This window comes from Nonomuraea sp. MTCD27 (assembly GCF_041950495.1).
Taxonomy (GTDB): Bacteria; Actinomycetota; Actinomycetes; order Streptosporangiales; family Streptosporangiaceae; genus Nonomuraea.
In genome coordinates this window covers 70,137-88,855 of sequence record NZ_JBGNUW010000011.1, presented here as the reverse complement: position 1 = coordinate 88,855, position 18,719 = coordinate 70,137, and the positions used below count along the sequence as shown (strand labels likewise).

Sequence of the window (18,719 nt, the reverse complement as noted above, 5' to 3'; positions counted from 1 at the left end):
GTAGAGCAGCCGGCTAGCTCAGGCAGGCCACCCAGCGGCCCTGAGCCGTCCAGCAGTCCACGACCGGAAAGCCGCCGGCGTGTGCCACCCGCTGGATGTCGCTCACCGACACGGTCGCCCAGCCGAACCAGTCCCCGGCGAGCGGGCCGCGGTGCAGCCGTACGCGGTCGACCCGGCTCTTCGTCTCGGGTGGCGCGACCTCGACCAGGACGTTCCCGCCCGGCCGGACCAGCTGCCTGACCCGGCGCAGGAGCGTCGCGGGGTTGCCGCCGATGCCGATGTTGCCGTCGGCGAGCAGCGCCGTCGCCCACTGGCCACCGCCGGGGACCTCGTCGAAGACGTCGCGGAGCAGCGCGAAGCCGCCCGCCCTGCGGGTGAGGGCGACGGCGCGCGGGGTGATGTCGATGCCGAGCGCCCGAACGCCGCGGCGGGTCAGCGCGACGGTGAGCCGGCCGGGACCCGAGCCGATGTCCAGCGTCGGGCTGGCGCACCTGCTCAGGAGCGCGTCGTCGCCGTCCACCGGCTCGAACCAGCGCGCGGTCTCCATCGGGACGCGGGTGCCGTCGACGTACTCGATCTCGGCGGTCGCGCCGGCGAGCGCGTCGGCGTAGATCTGCCCGATCATCGGCTCAGCTCCCGTAGCGTGGCGGCGAAGCGGGACGCGGGCGCCCGCTCGGCCACCGCGACGGCGTCCGCCGCGGTGTCGACATCGGTCAGCTCGGGCAGCAGGTGGACGGTCAGCCCGGCCCGATCCAGCCGGTCGAGCTGGAGCTTGCCGGTCTCCGGATGCGACATCGGCACCCCGCGCAGCAGCGAAGGGTCCGGCTCGCGCAGGCCGAGCAGCCAGAAGCCGCCGTCCGCGGCCGGGCCGAACACGGCGTCGTGCCGCTCCAAGGCCGTCACCGCCTCCCCGAGCAGCGCGGGAGTCACCTGCGGAGTGTCCATGCCGATCAGCACGACGGCTTCCGGCCGGAGCCGGTACGCGTCGGAGAACGCCGCCGCCAAACGCTCGTCCAGGCCCGTGCCGCGCTGCGGGATCACCACGAAACCCGGCGGCAGCCAGCTGCCCGGCAGCCCGTCCAGGGCGAGTATCCGCTGGGTCGCCGGTGCCGCGGAGACGGCGAGCAGGCTGTCGCGGAGAGCGGCCTCGGCGAGGGCCGCTGCCTGGTCGGGGCTGTACGGCGGGGTCAGCCGGGTCTTGACCCTCCCGGCCACCGGCTCCTTGGCGATGATCATAATTTGGACCACGTGATCGACAGTAAGACGACGCAGGGTGCTCAATCCTTACGACATGCTGACGGCGGCCCGTTCGGTCCGCAGGATGGCGGCGTACGGCGGCCACGAGTCCCGAAATGAGTCGCCGGTCGAGGGGATCGGACCGGCCAAATGCGTACCGTGACGAGGCATAGAAGGTGAGGTAACCGGTAAGGAGAGCAGCATCCGACATCGGCTTCGGGGGGATCAATGCCGGATACGCCGCCCAGACGTGCCCGGGAGCAGGACGCGACCGGTCGGGAGTCGCGGCCGGTGGCGTGGTTGCGGGCGGGGCCTCCCGGGCCGTTCCGGCCCGGGTTCTGGCGCAGCCCGCTGCGTGGCCCGTGGCTCACGTCGGTGCTCGGCCTGGTCCTGCTGGCCGGGCTGGTCATCGTCGCGGTCACCGGGCTGTTGTCGTACGCCGCCTACCAGCCGCGACTGCCGGGGAACGACACCACCCCGACCAAGGGTTTGCTCGGCTTCTATCTCTTCGACTGGCCCACGGATCCGGCCTGGCTGTACCGGCTCACCCAGGGCGCCCATGTCGTCGTCGGGCTGACGCTGGTGCCGGTGCTGCTGGCCAAGCTGTGGTCGGTGATCCCGAAGCTGTTCGCCTGGCCGCCCGCGCGCTCGATCGCCGAGGCCGTCGAGCGGGCCAGCCTGGTGCTCCTGGTGGGCGGCGCGGTGTTCCAGTTCGCCACCGGGATCCTCAACATCCAGATCTTCTACGTCTTCCCGTTCTCCTTCTACCCGGCGCATCTGTACGGTGCGTGGATCTTCCTGGCCGCGCTCGCCGTCCACGTCGTCGTGCGGCTGCCGAAGGCGATCCGGGCGGTGCGGTCGCGGGACCTGCGCCGCGAGCTGCGCACGGGCCTGGCCGGCACGCGGCCGGAACCGCCCGACCCCGACGGCCTGGTGGCCACGGACCCGGCGCCGCCCACCATGTCCCGGCGCGGGCTGCTGGCGTTCGTCGGCGGGGGGTCGGTGATGATGTTCGGCCTGTCGGTGGGGCAGACGCTGGACGGGCCGCTGCGCCGTACGGCGTTGCTGGCCCCGCACGGCCGTGACTACGGCACCGGGCCCAACGACTTCCAGATCAACAAGACGGCGGCGAGCCTGGGCGTCACCGCGGCGGAGACGGGCGCGCGGTGGCGGCTGACGGTCGCCGGCCCGGGCCGGCTCCACCTGTCCCGCGAGGACCTGCTGGCGATGCCGCTGCACACCTACGCGCTTCCGATCGCCTGCGTGGAGGGCTGGTCGACCGAGCAGACCTGGACCGGCGTACGGCTCGCGGACCTGGCCCGCCTGGCCGGAGTGCCGCCCGGCTCGGCGGGGGTCACGGCCAGGTCCCTGCAGCGTGTGGGCTACTTCGGCCAGGCGTCGCTGAGGGCCCGGCAGGTGGCCGACCCGCGCTCGCTGCTCGCGCTGCGGGTGAACGGCGCCGACCTGTCGCTCGACCACGGATACCCGGCGCGGATCATCGTGCCGAACGCCCCGGGGGTGCACAACACCAAGTGGGTGCGCGAACTGGACTTCCGCGTGGAGACCGCGTGAGCCGGCGGGTGAGCGGCTACGGTGCCCCCCTGTGGCACCTTCTCCTGCTGGTGGCCTGCTTCATGGTCGCGGGCTATGTCACCACCCGGGTGGTCGCCGCCGGCATCTGGCTGGGGTTCGCCGCATGGCTCGTGGGTGCGATCATCTTGCACGATCTGGTGCTGTATCCCGTGTATTCCGCCGCCGACGCCGCCACCCAGGCCCTGACCAGGCGGGCATCGCGCCGGACGCCACGGCCCGCTGCGATCAACCACCTGCGGGTGCCGGCCGCGCTGTCCGGGCTGCTGCTGTTGGTGTGGTTCCCGCTCGTCCTCCGCGGTGCCGAGCGCGACTATCGCGGGGCGGTCGGACTGAGCACCTCCCCCTATCTCGCGCGCTGGCTGCTGATCACCGTGGTGCTCTTCGGCGTCTCGGGGCTGCTGTACGCGGTGCGGCGCGGTGTGTCGAGCAGGGCGGATCGTCGAGCACCCTGCGTGTGACGCAGCCGGCGACGACCGCCAGTGCCGCGACGGCGTAGGCGGCCGTTCCGAGGCCGGCCTGAGGGCTCAGGTAGGAGACGGCACCGGCGAGCGGGATGCCGAGCCATTCCCAGCGGCCGTCGAGGGCGGCCAGCGCGACGACCAGCAGGGCGTACCAGGAGTAGCCGGGCGTGAAGACGAGGAACGCGGTACCGGTGACCACCAGGGCTCCCCGCCACGGGCGGCGGCCGTCGCCCCGGCGAAGGACGAGCAGCGCCGCGGCCGTGAGAACGGCAAGGGCGGCGGGCAGGGCCCACGAGTCGGGCAGGACCAGACGGAGCACCGCGTAGCGGCGGTTGTCGCCGGTTCCGGCGTAACCCTCCTCATTCAGGTAACCGAAGAGATAGCCGAGGACCGACTCGTGGGACGCCAGCACGTACGGCAGATACGCGAGCGTCACGACGAGGAGGGCGGGCCCGAGGACCGCCAGGGCGTCGATCACGCGCCGTCGCAGGGGAGGCCCGCCTCCGGCCAGAAGCCCGGAGAGCATCCCGGGTGCGACCGTGGCGGGCAGGAGCTTGACGGCGGTCGCCGCGCCGAGCAGCAGGCCGCCGCCGGCTCTGTGCCGGTGCGCGATGATCAGGGCGAGGACGGCGAGCAGCACGCCCAGCGCTTCGACATGGGCGTTGTTCACCGACTCGATCGGAACGGCGGGGCACCACGCCCACCAGGCGGCCCTCGCGGGAGCCCTGGGCCGGAGCGCGATCAGCAGGACGAGGGCCGTCGCCAGCGCCGGCAGCGCGCCGCCGATCTGGAGCGGCTTGTGCCGTGACCCCTCGGGCGAGAGCCGGTGCACGACCCAGAAGTACGCCTCGGCCAGCGGCGGGTAGATCGTGTGGACGGCGGGGCGGTTGATCCGCGTACACGACCGGGTCCCCTCGCCGGACGGGATCGGGTAGCGGCCCGGTTCGTCGCAGCCGGCGCCCTCCGGGAAGAGCCAGCGGTCGCGCAGCCGCGCGAGCGCGGGGTCGGCCGGGGCGTGGTCATAGGGAGAGACGCCCGCCGCCTGCACGCGGCCGTCCCAGGCGTAGCGGTAGGCGTCGGTGCTGGTGGCCGGGGGCGCGAGGAGGCCCGTGGCGGTCACCGCGACGCCCCCGGCGAGCACGAGGAACGTCGCCTGGCGTCGCGGCACCTTGCGCAGGGTCCACGCCGCCGCGGCGAAGAGCGCCCAGGCGAGCCCGTACCACCGGAGCAGGCCGGCCCGGTCGGTGTAGTACGAGCCCGCGCCGACGGTCAGCGCCAGCACGCAGACCAGAAGGAGCAGGAGCACGACCGTGCCGGCGAGGCGGCAGCGGGCCACGCCGCCCGGCGTCATGTCCCCGTCCGCGGGAGGCGCCGGAACGGATCCGCCGAAGTCGGCATTCGAGCGGTCAGGCCAGGGACGCGGTGGCGAACTCCTTCATCCCTTCCGCGAATCCGATCCGCGCCCGGAAGCCGAGCTGGACCGCTGCCCGGTGCGGTGCCGCCACGATGTGGCGAACGTCGCCCAGCCGGAACTCCCCGGTGGTGACCGGTTCCGGGCCGCCCCGCTGCGCCGCCAGGGCCGAGGCCATCTCGCCGACGGTATGCGGCTCGCCGCTCGCGATGTTGTAGGCGGCCAGCGTTCCGGGCTCGTCGCGGGTGAGGGCGGCGACGTTGGCGTCGGCGACATCGCGGACGTGGACGAAGTCGCGCAGCTGCCCGCCGTCCTCGAACACCCGCGGCGGGCGACCGGACTCCAGCGCGGACCGGAAGATCGCCGCGACGCCCGAGTACGGGGTGTCCCTCGGCATCCTGGGGCCGTACACGTTGTGGTAGCGAAGGGCGGTCGCCGTCGCGCCCGTCTCGCGCGCCCAGTTGGCGGCGAGATGCTCCTGCGCCAGCTTGGTGGTGGCGTACGCGTTGCGCGGATCCACCGGCTCGTCCTCGTCGATGGCGGCGAAGGCCACGCCCTCACCGCATCGGGGACAGCGGGGCTCGAAGGAGCCTCGCGACATGTCCGCGGCGGAGCGGGGACCGGGCCGTACCCGGCCGTGCCGCGCGCACTCGTAGGCGCCCTCACCGTAGACCACCATGGAGGACGCCAGCACCAGCCGCCCAACACCGTGCTCCGCCATCGCCGCCAGCAGCACGGCCGTGCCGTACACGTTGACCGAGGCGTAGTCCGGCAGGTCCGCCACGTTCACGCCGAGCCCGACCTTGGCCGCCTGGTGCACGACCACATCGACCTCCGGCAGCAGCCGGTCCAGAACGGCCCGGTCGCGAACGTCGTCGCCGGACCGGAGGTCGAGCCCGACCACCTCGTGGCCGTTCGCCTCCAGCGCCTCGACCGCATGACTCCCGATGAACCCGGCCGCACCGGTCACCAGCACCCTGGTCATGTCGCCGCTCCGATCCCGGCGAGCGCGGCGGCGTAGCGCGACCGCGGGGCCATCGCCGCCACCTCGATCGCGTCCGTGATGGTGTCCACATCCGTCAGGCACGGCATCAAGGCGATGCTCATCCCCGCCTCCCTCAGTCTTCGCAGCTGGATCTCACCGGTGGCCGGCTCCGACATCGGCACGCCGAGCAGCAGCGCCGGGACGGGAACACGCAGCCCGAGCAGCCAGAAGCCGCCGTCGGCCGCCGGGCCGAGCACCGCGTCGTGGCCGGCCAGCAGGGACACGGCCTCGGTCAGCAGAGCGGCGGACACCTGCGGGGTGTCCATGCCGATGAGCACGATGGGGGTGGGCCGCAGCCGGTGGGCGTCCTCGAAGGCCGCGGCCAGCCGTTCGTCCAGACCGTCACCGCGCTGCGGGAGCACCGTGAAGCCGCCGGGAAGCCAGGGCCCGGGAGCGCCGTCAAGGGCGAGCACCCGGTGGACGCCCGGCACCCGGGCGACGGTCCGCAACGTGTCCTCCAGCGCGGCGCCGGCCAGAGCAGCGGCCTGACCGGGGGTGAGAGGCGGAACGAGCCGGGTCTTCACCCTTCCTGGCACGGGCTCCTTGGCGATCACGAGGATCTGCGGGCGGAGCCCGGCGTCCCGATCGTCCGCCGGATTCACGCCGCCCCGATCGTCCGCCGGATTCACGCCGCCCCGTCCCGACGGGCCATGACCCGGCGCATGTCGCCGATCGCCCGCAGCGTGCCGCGTACCGTGCCGGTCACCTTCGACCTGCCCTCGCGGGGGAGGTAGTCCACCTCGGTCTCGCGGATGCGCCAGCCCGCCGCCCCCGCGCGTAGCACCATCTCCAGCGGATAGCCGAAACGCCGGTCGGCGAGCCCCAGCCGGAGCAGGGCGACCCGCCCGCACGCCCGCATCGGCCCCAGATCGTGCAGTTCGGCACCGGTACGTCGGCGCAGCCGCCGAGCCAGCACCGCGTTGCCGAGCCGGGCGTGCACCGGCCATGACGCGCCCGGCCGGAGAACCCGGCGGCCGAGGACGAGGTCCGCCGCACCGGCCACGACAGGTCCGCTCACCCGAGGCAGCTGACCGGGGTCCAGCGACGCGTCGGCGTCCATGAAACAGACGACGTCCGAGACCGCGGCCACCAGCCCCGCATGGCACGCCGCGCCGAACCCGCGACGGGGCTCGCTTATCACCATCGCGCCGAGCCCGGCCGCGATCTTCGCGGAACCGTCGGTCGAGCCGTTGTCGACCACGATCGGGCGAAAGCCGTCCGGCATCCGCTCGAGCACCCACGGAAGGGCTGCCGCCTCGTCCAGGCAGGGCAGCACCACATCGATCTCCACGCCGCCGACGCTAACGCGACACCCCGGCCCGCACCCTCGCCAAGAGGACTGCCTTTCCGAGAAATGACCAGCTCAGACCCACCACGAGGGCCGCGGCGCGACCGAGGCCGCTGATCGCAAACAGAACGTCGGCGACCCTACGCCTCCGGCAAAGGCCGCTCCAACCTTCGGCGCGGCGGCACGGCACCACGGACCTGCCGCGAACGGGGCGCCACACGCGCTGTCCCCTGCGGCTCGGCACCGGCCTCGCCCGACCCGCGTGCCCGGCGCCTTCATGGGACCGGTGCGGGCCTGGGCGGACGGTGGGATGACCGTCTCACCCGCCGGCCTCGATGTCGCGTGTTGCGCGCGGCCGTCCTGCGCGGCGTGCGGGCGGCGCTCAGCCGGGAGTGGGAGTCGCTGTCGGCCAGTGGGCCGGCCGGTGGGCGGAGGTGTCGTCCGGGGGATGGTGGGGCAGGTCGCGGTCGGCGTGATCGGCGTGGAAGAGCGCCTCTTCCAGGAGGCGGCGGACGTGGACGTCGGCCGCCGAGTAGTAGACGAAGGTGCCTTCGCGGCGACCGCGGACGAGCCCCGCCAGGCGGAGCTTGGCCAGGTGCTGGCTGACGGCGGTGGGGGCGGCGCCGACGAGCTCCGCCAGGCACGCCACCGACGACTCGCCTTGCAGCAGGGCCCAGAGGATCTTCATGCGAGTCGGATCGGCCAGCAGCCGCAGCGATTCGGCCGCCAGATGGACCTGCTCCTCCGTCGGCATCCGGAAGTCCGCTATCGACTCGTGCATGTCTGAAGGATAGTGCAAGGGCGAACTACTTGCTTACCTTCGCATGTGCGCATATATGCTGCCACGGTGATAATCGAATCGGATACCGCCGCTCTCGGGCGGCGGCAGCACGCGGGAAGTGACCGAACGGTGCCGGCAGGCCGTCGCCGTACCCGCTTCCTGCGGTTGACGGAGGTGCGGTGGGCCCTGGCGGCCACCGGTCTGTTCGCGGTGGGCGGGGTCGCCCAGCTGGCCGGTGCGCCCAGCTGGGTGTGGTGGGGGCTGTACCTGGCCTGTTATGCGGCCGGGGGCTGGGAGCCCGCGCTGTCCGGGTTGCGAGCGCTCGGCGAGCGCCGGCTGGACGTCGATCTGCTGATGATCGCCGCGGCGATCGGCGCGGCGTCGATCGGCCAGGTCTTCGACGGCGCCCTGCTGATTGTGATCTTCGCGACCTCCGGCGCGCTGGAGGCCTACGCCACGCAGCGCACCGAGGATTCGGTCCGCGCGCTGCTGGACCTGGCCCCGGACACGGCGGCCAGGCTGAGGGAGGACGGCACCGAACAGGTGGTGCGCACGACCGAACTGGCGGTCGGCGACGTGATCATCGTCCGGCCGGGCGAACGGATCGGCGCGGACGGCACGGTGCTGGACGGAGCCGGCGAGGTGGATCAGGCCACGATCACCGGCGAGCCGCTCCCGGTGCCCAAGGCCACCGGGGACGAGGTGTTCGCCGGCACGCTGAACGGCACCGGCGCGCTGCGGGTGCGGGTCGGACGCCCGGCCGGCGAGACGGTGGTCGCCCGGATCGTCGCCATGGTGGCGCAGGCCGGCGCCACCAAGGCCCGCACGCAGCTGTTCATCGAGAAGGTGGAGCAGCGGTACTCGATCGCGATGGTGGCCGTCACGCTGGCGTTGTTCACGGTTCCGCTGGTCTTCGGCGCCGACCTGGAGTCGACGCTGCTGCGCGCGATGACCTTCATGATCGTCGCCTCGCCGTGCGCGGTGGTGCTGGCCACCATGCCCCCGCTGCTGGCCGCCATCGCCACCGCAGGACGGCACGGCGTGCTGGTCAAGTCCGCCGTGGCCATGGAACAGATCGGAGCCGCCGGCGTGGTCGCCTTCGACAAGACCGGCACCCTCACCGAGGGCATGCCGCGCCTGGCCGAGACCCGCCCGCTGCCCGGCGCCCCGGTCGACGCGAGGGAACTGCTCGCCCTGGCGGCTGCGGCGGAGCATCCATCGGAGCATCCGATCGCCCGCGCGGTGGTGCGCGCCGCCCGCGAGGAGGGCCTGACGGTCGCGGAAGCCGGTGAGTTCTCCTCGGCTCCGGGCCGCGGCGTCAGCGCCCGGGTGGCCGGCCGCCGGGTCGAGGTCGGCAGCCCCGCCCACCTGCCGGGTGCCGGCGACCAGATGGCGGACCTGATCAGCGAACTGGAGAGCGGCGGGCAGACCGCCGTGCTGGTGAGGCTGGACGGTCAGGCCGCCGGAGTGCTCGGCCTGGCCGATCGGCCGCGCCCGGCCGCGGCGGAGAGCATCGAGCGGATCGTCGCCCTGACCGGGGCCAGGCCCGTGCTGCTGACCGGTGACAACCCGCGCGCGGCGGAACGGCTCGCCGCGCAGGTGGGCATCACCGACGTACGGGCCGGGCTGCTGCCGGAGGGCAAGGTCGAGGCCGTGCGGGCACTCCAGCACGGCGGGCAGCGGGTGTTGCTGGTGGGCGACGGCGTCAACGACGCTCCCGCGCTGGCCGCCGCGCATGCCGGGGTCGCGATGGGCCGCGTCGGATCCGACCTCGCCCTGGAGACGGCTGACGCCATCGTCGTCCGGGACGAGCTGTCCGCGGTGCCCGCCGTCATCGCCCTGTCCCGCCGTGCCAGGCGGCTGGTGGTGGCCAATCTCGCCATTGCGGCCACGTTCATCGGTGTCCTGGTGGCCTGGGACCTCCTCGGTGATCTGCCCCTGCCGCTGGGGGTGGCCGGGCACGAGGGCTCCACCGTCATCGTCGGGCTCAACGGCCTGCGGCTGCTGCGCGACGCGGCCTGGCGGAAGGCGGCCTCGGCGCCGCCTCCCCGCGAGGTTGCGCCACGTTGACCGGTCCCCCCATGATGACGCCGTCCCGAGCGCCGACGACCGGGCGCCGCGGGGCGTGACACCGCTACCGGGCCGGTGCCACACGTGCGCGCCGGGCGGCGGGCGACGCCCATGCCAGGACGAGCGCGGTCGCGACGGCGCCAAGGGCCGTGAGGATGGGGATGGCCGGGCTGATCTCGTACAGGGCGGTGCCCAGGAGGGGGCCGACGATGAACGTGGCGCCGATGGTGGCGTTCACGAGCCCGGAGATCGAGCCCTGCTGGGCGGGCTCGGCGACGAGGGTCGGTGCGGCGGTGAAGCCGGGGATCGCGAGGCCCAGCCCGAGAGCGAGCAGGCCGAAGGACACGGAGATCAGCCAGAGGCTGTCGGCGACGGCGAGCAGCGCGAAGGCGGCGACGGTGATGGGGATGCCGGCCCGGAGCAGGCGCAGGACCGGCCAGCCGAGCGCCGGCACCGCGCCGCCCTGCACCGCGACGAGGATCAGCCCGGCGGTGAACAGCGCGATGCCGACCGCGCCCGCGGTCTCCTGCGGCCCGAGGTGAAGGCGGTCGGCGACCAGGAAACCGATGATCACTTGGACCAGTCCGAGGGACAGGTAGAGAAAGAAGCCGATCGCGAGGAGGGGCCACAGCCGCGCGTCCCACGGGCGCAACCGCGGGCCGCCGGGTCCGGAAGCCGCCTTGGCCGCCGGCGGGCGTACGGCCGCCAGGACCCAGAGGGAGAGGAGCAGGCACAGGACCGGGGCGAGGTAGAGGGGGAGCGTCAGCGACACCACGGCCAGGGCGCCCCCTCCGGCGGGACCCAGGACCATGGAGACGCCCTGGGCCGCGCCGACCAGGCCGGTGGCGCGGGTGCGTTCTGCCTCGGTGGTGGTGGCCGTGCCCGCGACGGCCAGGGCGGCGACCGGCAGGGCGGCGACGCCGGCGCCGAAGACGATGCTGCGGGTGGCCAGCATCAGGGCGAAGACCATGGGCGTGGGCATCGTGCCGTCGAGGCCGACGGCGGCGACGATCGCGAATCCGGTCAGACCCGCCGTGGTCAGCCCGAGCCCCAGCAGCAGGACCAGGCGCAGGCCGAGCTTCTGGAGCGCATGTCCCCACAGCGGGCTGGCGATGGTCAGGGCCGTGGCCGCGACGGTGATGACCAGGCCCAGCTGGGTCTCGGTCAGCGTCAGTTCGCGCGAGAGCGGCGCCAGGACCGGGGTGAGCAATTGTTGTGCCGAGTACACCACCAGGACGGCGATGAGCAGCGGAATCAGTGCTTTGCGCACCAGGAAGGGCCCTTCTCCGAAACGTGGCTCATGTGGGGGACGATGACCCCGGCGTGGCGCCGGTGACGTCGGTGCCGCGGAGCTCGGTGAACACCGTCATGCGCCGGGGCGGGAGGCGTAGGGGAGCAGGGCCATCTCGCGGGCGTTCTTGATGGCCTTGGCGATCTGGCGCTGCTGCTGGACGGTGGCGCCGGTGACGCGGCGGCTGCGGATCTTGCCGCGGTCGGAGACGAACTTGCGCAGCAGGTTGGTGTCCTTGTAGTCGACGTGGTCGACGTTCAGCAGCGGGTTGGGCTTCTTGCGCGGGGCGCGGCGGATCTTCACGCGGTCTCCTTGATGTTGAGGATGGGGGCGAACGGGTCGTCGTAGCCGGCCCAGGCGTCCGGGCCCGCTGCTTCCTCCTCCTGGGTGAGCAGGCAGGAGTCGAGCAGCGCGTGGAAGCGGGCGGGGTCGAGGTCGGGGCCGGTGAAGACGAGGTGCTGGACGCGGTCGCCGTGCGCGTCGTCCCAGTCGAGGGCGGCGGTCAGGCGGCGCGCGGGGGACACCAGGTCCCAGGCGGCTTCGGGGAGCGCGGCCAGCCAGGGGCCGGCGTCCTCGGCCGAGACGATGCCCGCGACCGCGTCCCAGGCCAGCAGCTGGCCGGGGCGGGTGGCCAGCCAGAAGCGGCCGCGTGAGCGTACGGACTCGGTGACGAGCTCGTCGACGGCGTCGAAGAGGCGGGCGGGGTGCAGGGGGCGGCGGCTGCGCCAGACGGTGGTGACGATCTCGTCGGTCTCGGCGTCGCAGGGGAGCTGGGCGGTGGCCGGGTCCACGCGTTCGGCCAGCTCTCCGGTGCAGATGGCGGCGCCGGTGACCGGGGGCAGGGAGCCGACGGTGTGGACGGGGGTGACGGGGGTGAGATGGGCCAGGACCGTGCGGGACAGCTCCCGATCGTCCTCGTCACCGCCGTGCAGGACCAGGCCGGTGGAGTATTCGAGCTGCCGGGCGAGGACCTCGGCCAGGTAGCGCTGGTCGCCGGCGGCGGCGGGCTTGCCGACCTCGCGCAGGCGTTCGCCGCGGGTGATGTCGTCGGGCATGGCCTCGGCGTCCACCGCGGTGAGCACGGCGGTGAGCCGCAGGCTCTCCTTCGCCTCGTCGCAGTCGATGGCCTCGGCCACCGAGCGCGGCTCCACCGAGTCCCACAGGTCCACGATCAGCAGCGCTGATGCGGGCGCCAGCATGACGAGCTGGGGGATGAGGTCCTCGCGCACGGTGCAGGTGATGCAGCCGTGGGCGAGCCGCACGTCGGTTGTGTCCAGAACGCGTGTCGCGTCGCGGACGGTGCGCCTAACGAGTCCGTCGGCGACCGCGCTCAGGTCGTGATGGACGGCGAGCGAGCCTGGATGTCCGGCCAGCAGCCGCTCGACGGTGGCGGTGCGGGCGGTGCCGTGCAGGCCCGCGACGAGGACGACGGGGGTGGGCACTCAGCCTCCTGTTGCAATAATGAAAACCGTTCTCGTTATCATGGCACAGCTTCGCAAGGAGGAAGGAATCGTTTTGGCGAGAAACGAGGTGCGACCCGTGATCAAGCTCAAGTCCACGGCCGGCACCGGCTACACCTACGTGACCAGGAAGAACCGGCGCAACACCCCCGACCGGCTCACCCTGCGCAAGTACGACCCCACCATCCGCCGGCACGTGCTGTTCAGGGAGGAGCGATGAAGAAGGGCATCCACCCCGACTACCGCCCGGTCGTCTTCCGGGATCCCGGTGCGGACTTCGCGTTCCTCACCCGCTCGACGATCGCGAGCGACAAGACGATCGAGTGGACCGACGGCAGGACGTACCCGGTGGTGGACGTCGACGTGTCCTCGGCGAGCCACCCCTTCTACACCGGACGCAACCGCGTCCTGGACACCGCGGGCCGCGTCGAGCGGTTCAACCAGCGCTACGGAAGGACCTGATGTCCGCGCACTGCCAGCTCACCGGCGTCAAGCCGGTCTTCGGCAACAACGTCTCCCACTCCCACCGGCGCACCCGGCGCCGCTGGAACCCCAACATCCAGCAGCGCCGCTACTGGCTGCCGAGCGAGGACCGTTTCGTCCGGCTCTCGGTCAGCGCCCGCGCGATCAAGACCATCGACAAGATCGGCGTCGAGGCGGCCGTCGCACGGATCCGCGCCCGGGGAGAGAAGGTCTGATGGCCAAGAAGAGCAAGATCGCGGCCAATGAGCGGCGCAAGGCCGTGGTCGCACGCCACGCGGAGCGGCGCGCCGAGCTGAAGGAGCTCGTCCGCACCGGCACCCCGCAGGAGCGGGCGGACGCCGTACGCGAGCTGGCCCGACAGCCGCGCGACGCCAGCGCCACCCGCGTCCGCAACCGCGACTCCGTGGACGGCCGCCCCCGTGGCCACCTGACCAAGTTCGGGCTCTCCCGCGTGCGCTTCCGCGAGATGGCGCACCGCGGCGAGCTGCCCGGCATCACGAAAGCGAGCTGGTAGCCATGGCGGTACCCAAGCGCAAGACCTCGCGCAGCAACACCCGCCACCGGCGCAGCCAGTGGAAGGCCGCCGCGCCCGACCTCGTCCCGATCACCGTGAACGGGCGCGAGCTGCTCGTGCCCCGCCATCTCGTCCGCGCCTACCAGCGGGGGTTGATCACGGTCGATTGAGGTCACCCGGCCACCGGGCCGCTCCGCCGTGCCAGGGACACGCCGGGCGCGGCGGCACGGCGGGGGCCCGGTGGCCAGGGCGGCGACGGAACCGCGGCGCGGGGGCGCGTGCTTCCAGGATCGCCCTTGGTCGAAGGCCGCCCGCGATCAGGCCTTCACCTCCAGTACGGGGCGAACGGGTCGTCGTGGCCGGCCCACTCGGCGGCGCCGGGCAGGGCGTCGTCCTGGTCGATCAGGCACGAGTCGAGCAGGGAGACGATGCGGTCGCGGTCGAGGCCGGGCCCGGTGAAGACGAGGTGCTGCACGCGATCGCCGACGATCGGGTTCCAGTCCAGGGCGGCGACCGCGCGCCGGGCCGGGGTGGTGAGCTCCCACATCGCCTCGGGCAGCGCGGCCAGCCATGGCCCGGCGTCCTCGACGGAGACCGCGCCGGCCACCGCGTCCCAGGCCAGCATGCGGTGGGGCCGGTGGGCCAGCCAGAACCGGCCGCGGGAGCGAACCGTGGAGGTTGCCAGCTCCTCCATGACGTCGAACAACCGGACCGGGTGCAGCGGGCGCAGGCGGTGCCACACCACCGTGGTGATCTCCCCGCTCCGCCCTTCGGCGGGGAGCTGCGCGGTGGCCGGATCGACGCGTCCGGCCAGCTCGTGCACGCACAGGGCGCCGGCGGCGAGGCCGGGGCAGCGGACGATCGGCGTGTGCGGGGCCAGGTGGGCGAGCACGGTGGCCGACAGCTCCGCGTCCTCGGCGTCGCCGCCGTGCAGGGAGAGGCTGGTGGCGTACTCGATCTGCCGGGCCAGCACCCCGGCCAGGAAGCGCCGGTCGCCGGGAGCGGCCCGGCCGGTCTCGTTCAGGCGGTCGCCGCGGCAGATGTCCACGGGCATGTGCTCGGCGTCCAGCGCGGTGTGCACGCACGCCAGGCGAAGCCGCTCCTGTCCGGCCAGGGCCTCGGCCACCGGGCGGGGCTCGGCCGCGTCCCACAGGTCGGCTACCAGCAGTGACGCCGTGGCGGAGTGGCGCGGCAGCTCGGAAAGGAGGTCCTCGCGCACGGTGCGGGTCACGCAGCCGTGCGCGGGGCGTACCTCGGTCCGGCTCAGGACGCCTGAGACGTCGCGGACCACACGCTCGATCCGGCCCTCACCGGTGGAGCGAACGTGGTGGTGGATCGCGACGGCTCCCGGGTGCCGGCGCAGCAGCCGATCGACCGCGGCGGTCCGGGCGATGTGGTGCAGGCCCGCGATCAAGGCGACAGGAGTGCGCATTGAACCCCCTTTTCTACGAAATGAAAATCATTTTCGATATCATCGCATGTATCGCCAATCCGGGCAGCCCAATCGGGGTTCCGGGCGCTGCTTCGGGGGTTCGCGCGAGCAGGCAAGGCCTGCGCTCAGACGCGTTGCCGGCTCGTCCCGCGGCCGCGGGCGGTCGCGCCGCCCGCGGCTGCTGTCATGTCATTGGACGGTGATCCGGTCCACTTCGACGGTGATGCCTCGGACTTGGGGGGTCGAGGTGGCCGTGGTGACCTTGCCGACGCCCGGGCTGACTCCCCTGACCTTCATCGAGTACGTCAGGGTGCCGCCGGGGACGGCCGGGGTGCTGGTGACGACCAGGTCCTCGGTGGGCGGCCCGGTGATCTGGTCGCCCGCCGTGCCCTCGTCGTTCTCGGCGCCCACGGTCAGGCCGTACTCGGCGGGCGGCGCGCCGGGCAGGTTGGCCGGGTCGTAGGCGTAGCTGACGTCCTCCGCGCCGTTGAGCCCGATCCACTGCTGGAACACCTTCAGGTCCGCGGTGCCGAAGAGGTTGACCCGCCACTCCACCACCAGCCAGCGGTTCGTGCCGTCGGACAGGACCGTGGCCAGGACCCCGGGGGCTCCGGTGCCGTCGAGGTCGGTCCAGTAGGGGGCCAGCACGCCGTTGGGACGTGCCGGGTCGGGCAGTGTCTGCGGGGTGAACGAGATGTCCGCCGACGCGGCTCCGCCGGCCACGCTGTAGCCGTTGGAGGTCACGCCGAGCCTGGTGTAGCTCTCGCCGGCGAAGGTGAACGCCGCGGGCGGGGTGAGGTTCACCGCCTGCTCGTCACCGATCGGGATCGGGGTGACGCCGAAGGAGTCGAGCGGGAGGTACCCGGCCGGTCCCGCACCCGGTGCGATCGAGGGCCTGGCGGGCTGGCTGGCGGCCAGCGTCGTCCTGGCGGTCGCGACCTGGGTGCCGATCTTGGTGGCACCTGTGACGGCGTTGAGGCGCAGGCGGGCGTCGAGCGTGCTGACGGCGGTCACCTCCGCGTCCTGGGCGGTGTTGTTCCGCACGGTGACCGTGCAGGTGGACTCGCCGGTGTTCCTGGGGACGGTGGCCGGCGCGCAGGTCTGGTCGACCGGCACCGCGCCCTCCTGGCGGAAGAACGCGACCGGCAGGTGCAGCGCGCGGGAGCCGCCGGCCTGCTTGATGTCCACCTGGCCGAAGTACTGCCCGTCGGGCAGGTCGGGCGCGGTGATGACGATGCTCAGTTTGGCGCTCCTGCCCGGTGCGACGGAGAAGCGCGGCGGCAGGACCGCGATGTTCGCGCCGCTGACGGTCTTGCCGGCGGTGGTGAAGGTGAGCGTCCTGTTCGTGACGTTCGTGACCGTGCGCGTGGCGGTGATGACGCCCGGCATGGTGGGGGCGTTCACCGAGGGCAGGTTGAGGTCGATCCGGTTGAGCGGGTCGGCCGCGGAGGCGACGAAGCCGGCGGCGCTCTCGTCCAGGGTCAGGCCGGGGTCGCCGGCCTTGGTCAGGTCGATGCGCCCGCCGCCCATGTCGAACGGGTCCGCCGGCGTCGTACGGTCCTGCTTGGTGACCGCGGTCCTGGCCGTGGTCTCCAGCGCGGACTTGACCTGTCCCGGCGTCCAGTCCGGGTGCAGGGCGAACAGCAGCGCGGCCGATCCCGCCACGTGCGGTGCCGACATCGAGGTGCCCGAGATGACCTGGTAGAGGTTGCCCGGCGGCCCTTCCAGCGGCGACTCGGGCGTCGGGGTCATGCCCGCCATGATGTGCAGGCCGGGCGCGGTGACGTCCGGCTTGAGGAAGTCCCCGCCGGGGCCCCGGGAGGAGAAGTGCGTGATCGCGTCGCCCTGCCAGGTGCTCTTGGCCCCCTGGGTGAAGGACGCGGCGGCGCCCGGGTTCGCCGACAGGAAGCCCAGCAGGGTGTCGGCCTCCGGCTTGTCGAGGTGCACCGTGGGGATCCAGTGGGCGTCGGTGAAGACGTCGAACGGGAAGCTGTTGTAGAGGATCATGCCGGCGGCGCCGCCCTGCATGACGTTGTAGCCCTTCAGCACCCGGTTCGGGCCGCGCTCGCAGGCGACGATCTTCCCGGTGAACAGCCCGGCGGGCGCCGGGGCGTCACACAGCGGCCGCGAGTACGGCGGCGCCGAGCCGAGCACCACGGGCAGCGGCGAGCCGATCCCCAGGGTGATGGAGGCACCCTTGATCGTCGCCGTGGCGCCCCCGCCGGTCAGCGTGATCGTGGACTGGAACGTCCTGGTCTGCGTGGAGGCGGCCACCGTGGTCGTCCACGGACCGAGGTGGTCGGTGGTGTCCGCGCCGGGCCCGGAGTTGCCCGCCGACGCCGAGACCAGCACGCCGGCCGCGTACGCGTCGAGGAAGGCCAGCTCCACCGGATCGCTGTACGGGTCGCTGCCGCCGGAGATCGAGAAGTTGATCACGCGGACGCCGTCCAGGATGGCCCGCGCCACCGCCTGCGCCGAGTCGGAGGGGAAGCAGCCCTCCGCGCCGCACACCTTGTACACCGACACGGCGGCGCCGGGCGCGATGCCGTGGATCGGGCCCCGGCTGATGCCCAGCGGCGTCGCGTCGGCCACCGGTCCGCCGGCCGACGTGCTGGCGGTGTGGGTGCCGTGGCCGTTGGAGTCGCGGGCGCTGTCGGGATAGACCTCGCCGCCGAACACCGCGTTGTACGTCTCCAGGAACGGCCGCCCGCCGACCAGCTTGCTGTTGCAGGCGAACGGGTCGGCGGCGGGAGTCGTCGGGTTGTCGCCGAAGTCGCACACCCGCGGCGTGCCGTCCTTGGTGGGCGGCGGGTCCGGCAGGCCGGAGCGGGCGGCGAACGACGGGTGCTCGGGCCAGGCGCCGCTGTCCAGCACGCCCACGATCACGCCCTTGCCGGCCGTCTTGCCGGTGTCGCCGAGCTTGCCGTAGATCACGGGGGCGCCGATGAACGCGGGGCTGGAGTCGGTGAGCAGCTGCTGCGGCCTGTCCTCCTGGACGGCGACGGCGCCGGGCAGCTTCAGCACCTCGGCCGCCTTGTCACCGGGGATGCGCAGCGCGATGCCGCCGTACACCGTCCTGATCCGCTGGCCGGTCACGGCGCCGGGGACCTTCGCGGCCAGCTCGGCCAGGAAGGCGTTCTCGACGTCCTGGATGTGCTCGGCGTACCGGCGGGCGTCGGCGCTCCTGGTGTCGAGGGCTCGGCCCGTGACGGAGGGGCTCGTGCCCGGCAGGCCGGGCAGGCCGCCCTGGTAGGCGGCCAGCGAGTCGTAGTCCAGCTTGACCACGACGTTGACCGGTGCGGGAGAGGTGTTGCTCAGCAGGGCCGGGTCGCTCTTGGCGAGCTTGCCCGTCGGGGACTTGGCGCCGTCCACGACCTCGGCCGGGGCCAGGGGAGTGGCCGTCCACCGCTTCGCCGGTGGGGACGGGGCCGGGCTCGCCGTGGCGGTCGCCGGGCTCATGGCCAGGACGACGCTCAAGGCGGCGGCGACCGGGACGAGTCGCCGCGCGCGGGATAACAGGGCGCTGGATGACACGGAGATCCTCCTCGTCGAGGGGCTGCGTGGACTCGCCGCGCCGCCCGGGAGGCGTCAGGTCACCCAGCTCGCAGGCGCGCCGGAGAGAGCACTGACCCTCCCCGGCGGGTGACGAGCGGG

The 18,719-nt window shown here is 73.1% G+C and carries 20 protein-coding genes; 8 read left to right on the top strand and 12 right to left on the bottom strand.

The window, feature by feature from the left end; all coding sequences use genetic code 11:
• Positions 1 to 13 precede the first annotated feature (13 nt).
• Together ACBJ59_RS30160 and ACBJ59_RS30155 are read right to left on the bottom strand one after the other, a co-directional pair.
• Positions 14 to 625 (bottom strand): methyltransferase domain-containing protein, encoded by a 612-nt coding sequence (locus ACBJ59_RS30160; protein ID WP_364117231.1) that lies wholly within the window; start codon positions 623 to 625, stop codon positions 14 to 16.
• Positions 622 to 1,248, bottom strand: coding sequence for a TIGR04282 family arsenosugar biosynthesis glycosyltransferase (locus tag ACBJ59_RS30155; protein ID WP_375113585.1), 627 nt, complete (start codon positions 1,246 to 1,248; stop codon positions 622 to 624). Before ACBJ59_RS30155 ends, ACBJ59_RS30160 begins: the two co-directional genes overlap by 4 nt.
• Before the next feature lie 279 nt (positions 1,249 to 1,527).
• On the opposite strand from ACBJ59_RS30155, the gene ACBJ59_RS30150 reads away from it, so the two are divergent.
• Positions 1,528 to 2,808, top strand: a complete 1,281-nt coding sequence (locus tag ACBJ59_RS30150; RefSeq protein WP_375113584.1) for a molybdopterin-dependent oxidoreductase — start codon at positions 1,528 to 1,530, stop codon at positions 2,806 to 2,808.
• Entirely contained in the window at positions 2,805 to 3,287 is a 483-nt protein-coding gene (locus ACBJ59_RS30145) for a hypothetical protein (protein WP_375113583.1), read from the top strand. Before ACBJ59_RS30150 ends, ACBJ59_RS30145 begins: the two co-directional genes overlap by 4 nt.
• Here ACBJ59_RS30145 and ACBJ59_RS30140 read toward each other — a convergent pair.
• From ACBJ59_RS30140 to ACBJ59_RS30120, 5 genes are all read right to left on the bottom strand, one after another.
• Positions 3,196 to 4,641, bottom strand: a complete 1,446-nt coding sequence (locus tag ACBJ59_RS30140) for a glycosyltransferase 87 family protein (RefSeq protein ID WP_375113582.1) — start codon at positions 4,639 to 4,641, stop codon at positions 3,196 to 3,198. The genes ACBJ59_RS30145 and ACBJ59_RS30140 overlap by 92 nt on opposite strands.
• A gap of 55 nt (positions 4,642 to 4,696) precedes the next feature.
• On the bottom strand, positions 4,697 to 5,686 hold the full coding sequence (locus ACBJ59_RS30135) for an NAD-dependent epimerase/dehydratase family protein (protein WP_375113581.1): 990 nt from the start codon (positions 5,684 to 5,686) through the stop codon (positions 4,697 to 4,699).
• Positions 5,683 to 6,348, bottom strand: coding sequence for a TIGR04282 family arsenosugar biosynthesis glycosyltransferase (locus ACBJ59_RS30130; RefSeq protein WP_375113580.1), 666 nt, complete (start codon positions 6,346 to 6,348; stop codon positions 5,683 to 5,685). The genes ACBJ59_RS30135 and ACBJ59_RS30130 overlap by 4 nt, the downstream gene beginning before the upstream one ends.
• A 23-nt stretch (positions 6,349 to 6,371) precedes the next feature.
• Positions 6,372 to 7,037 carry a glycosyltransferase family 2 protein gene (locus ACBJ59_RS30125; RefSeq protein ID WP_375113579.1) on the bottom strand — a complete coding sequence of 222 codons (666 nt, stop codon included), beginning with the start codon at positions 7,035 to 7,037 and terminating at the stop codon, positions 6,372 to 6,374.
• A 379-nt stretch (positions 7,038 to 7,416) separates the two neighbouring features.
• A complete protein-coding gene (locus ACBJ59_RS30120; RefSeq protein WP_375113578.1) occupies positions 7,417 to 7,815 on the bottom strand; it encodes an ArsR/SmtB family transcription factor in 399 nt (132 codons plus the stop codon).
• A 129-nt stretch (positions 7,816 to 7,944) separates the two neighbouring features.
• On the opposite strand from ACBJ59_RS30120, the gene ACBJ59_RS30115 reads away from it, so the two are divergent.
• Complete coding sequence (locus ACBJ59_RS30115; protein ID WP_375113577.1) at positions 7,945 to 9,885, top strand: heavy metal translocating P-type ATPase; 1,941 nt, start codon at positions 7,945 to 7,947, stop codon at positions 9,883 to 9,885.
• A gap of 64 nt (positions 9,886 to 9,949) precedes the next feature.
• Here the strand turns inward: ACBJ59_RS30115 and ACBJ59_RS30110 are convergent, their stop codons facing one another.
• From ACBJ59_RS30110 to ACBJ59_RS30100, 3 genes are all read right to left on the bottom strand, one after another.
• Positions 9,950 to 11,155 (bottom strand): MFS transporter, encoded by a 1,206-nt coding sequence (locus ACBJ59_RS30110; RefSeq protein WP_375113576.1) that lies wholly within the window; start codon positions 11,153 to 11,155, stop codon positions 9,950 to 9,952.
• Positions 11,156 to 11,251: 96 nt separating this feature from the next.
• Positions 11,252 to 11,479, bottom strand: a complete 228-nt coding sequence (gene rpsR, locus ACBJ59_RS30105) for a 30S ribosomal protein S18 (RefSeq protein WP_375113575.1) — start codon at positions 11,477 to 11,479, stop codon at positions 11,252 to 11,254.
• The gene (locus ACBJ59_RS30100; protein WP_375113574.1) at positions 11,476 to 12,618 is read right to left on the bottom strand and encodes a CobW family GTP-binding protein; all 1,143 of its coding nucleotides are present in this window, start codon (positions 12,616 to 12,618) and stop codon (positions 11,476 to 11,478) included. Before ACBJ59_RS30100 ends, rpsR begins: the two co-directional genes overlap by 4 nt.
• Before the next feature lie 73 nt (positions 12,619 to 12,691).
• Between ACBJ59_RS30100 and rpmG the strand changes: the two genes are divergently transcribed.
• From rpmG to rpmF, 5 genes are read left to right on the top strand one after another with little or no spacing between them, the layout of a single operon-like run.
• Positions 12,692 to 12,856 (top strand): 50S ribosomal protein L33, encoded by a 165-nt coding sequence (rpmG, locus tag ACBJ59_RS30095; protein ID WP_049563842.1) that lies wholly within the window; start codon positions 12,692 to 12,694, stop codon positions 12,854 to 12,856.
• Positions 12,853 to 13,098, top strand: coding sequence for a type B 50S ribosomal protein L31 (locus tag ACBJ59_RS30090; RefSeq protein ID WP_364117253.1), 246 nt, complete (start codon positions 12,853 to 12,855; stop codon positions 13,096 to 13,098). The genes rpmG and ACBJ59_RS30090 overlap by 4 nt, the downstream gene beginning before the upstream one ends.
• Positions 13,098 to 13,334: a 50S ribosomal protein L28 gene (gene rpmB, locus ACBJ59_RS30085; protein ID WP_364117255.1), complete on the top strand. Its 237-nt coding sequence runs from the start codon at positions 13,098 to 13,100 to the stop codon at positions 13,332 to 13,334. The genes ACBJ59_RS30090 and rpmB overlap by 1 nt, the downstream gene beginning before the upstream one ends.
• On the top strand, positions 13,334 to 13,633 hold the full coding sequence (rpsN, locus tag ACBJ59_RS30080) for a 30S ribosomal protein S14 (RefSeq protein ID WP_375113573.1): 300 nt from the start codon (positions 13,334 to 13,336) through the stop codon (positions 13,631 to 13,633). Before rpmB ends, rpsN begins: the two co-directional genes overlap by 1 nt.
• Positions 13,634 to 13,635: 2 nt before the next feature.
• Positions 13,636 to 13,803, top strand: coding sequence for a 50S ribosomal protein L32 (rpmF, locus tag ACBJ59_RS30075; RefSeq protein ID WP_375113572.1), 168 nt, complete (start codon positions 13,636 to 13,638; stop codon positions 13,801 to 13,803).
• Between the two features lie 155 nt (positions 13,804 to 13,958).
• Here the strand turns inward: rpmF and ACBJ59_RS30070 are convergent, their stop codons facing one another.
• Both ACBJ59_RS30070 and ACBJ59_RS30065 read right to left on the bottom strand, forming a co-directional pair.
• On the bottom strand, positions 13,959 to 15,065 hold the full coding sequence (locus ACBJ59_RS30070) for a GTP-binding protein (protein WP_375113571.1): 1,107 nt from the start codon (positions 15,063 to 15,065) through the stop codon (positions 13,959 to 13,961).
• A 189-nt stretch (positions 15,066 to 15,254) separates the two neighbouring features.
• Entirely contained in the window at positions 15,255 to 18,599 is a 3,345-nt protein-coding gene (locus ACBJ59_RS30065; RefSeq protein ID WP_375113570.1) for a S8 family serine peptidase, read from the bottom strand.
• Positions 18,600 to 18,719: the final 120 nt, after the last annotated feature.

What these genes read in the sequence shown, in the direction of transcription:
- ACBJ59_RS30135 (WP_375113581.1), bottom strand. Translation starts at nt 5,686, where the DNA reads ATGACCAGGGTGCTGGTGACCGGTGCGGCCGGGTTCATCGGGAGTCAT.
- rpsN (WP_375113573.1), top strand. Translation starts at nt 13,334, where the DNA reads ATGGCCAAGAAGAGCAAGATCGCGGCCAATGAGCGGCGCAAGGCCGTG.
- ACBJ59_RS30160 (WP_364117231.1), bottom strand. Translation starts at nt 625, where the DNA reads ATGATCGGGCAGATCTACGCCGACGCGCTCGCCGGCGCGACCGCCGAG.
- ACBJ59_RS30120 (WP_375113578.1), bottom strand. Translation starts at nt 7,815, where the DNA reads ATGCACGAGTCGATAGCGGACTTCCGGATGCCGACGGAGGAGCAGGTC.
- ACBJ59_RS30070 (WP_375113571.1), bottom strand. Translation starts at nt 15,065, where the DNA reads ATGCGCACTCCTGTCGCCTTGATCGCGGGCCTGCACCACATCGCCCGG.
- ACBJ59_RS30140 (WP_375113582.1), bottom strand. Translation starts at nt 4,641, where the DNA reads ATGACGCCGGGCGGCGTGGCCCGCTGCCGCCTCGCCGGCACGGTCGTG.
- ACBJ59_RS30090 (WP_364117253.1), top strand. Translation starts at nt 12,853, where the DNA reads ATGAAGAAGGGCATCCACCCCGACTACCGCCCGGTCGTCTTCCGGGAT.
- rpmB (WP_364117255.1), top strand. Translation starts at nt 13,098, where the DNA reads ATGTCCGCGCACTGCCAGCTCACCGGCGTCAAGCCGGTCTTCGGCAAC.
- rpmF (WP_375113572.1), top strand. Translation starts at nt 13,636, where the DNA reads ATGGCGGTACCCAAGCGCAAGACCTCGCGCAGCAACACCCGCCACCGG.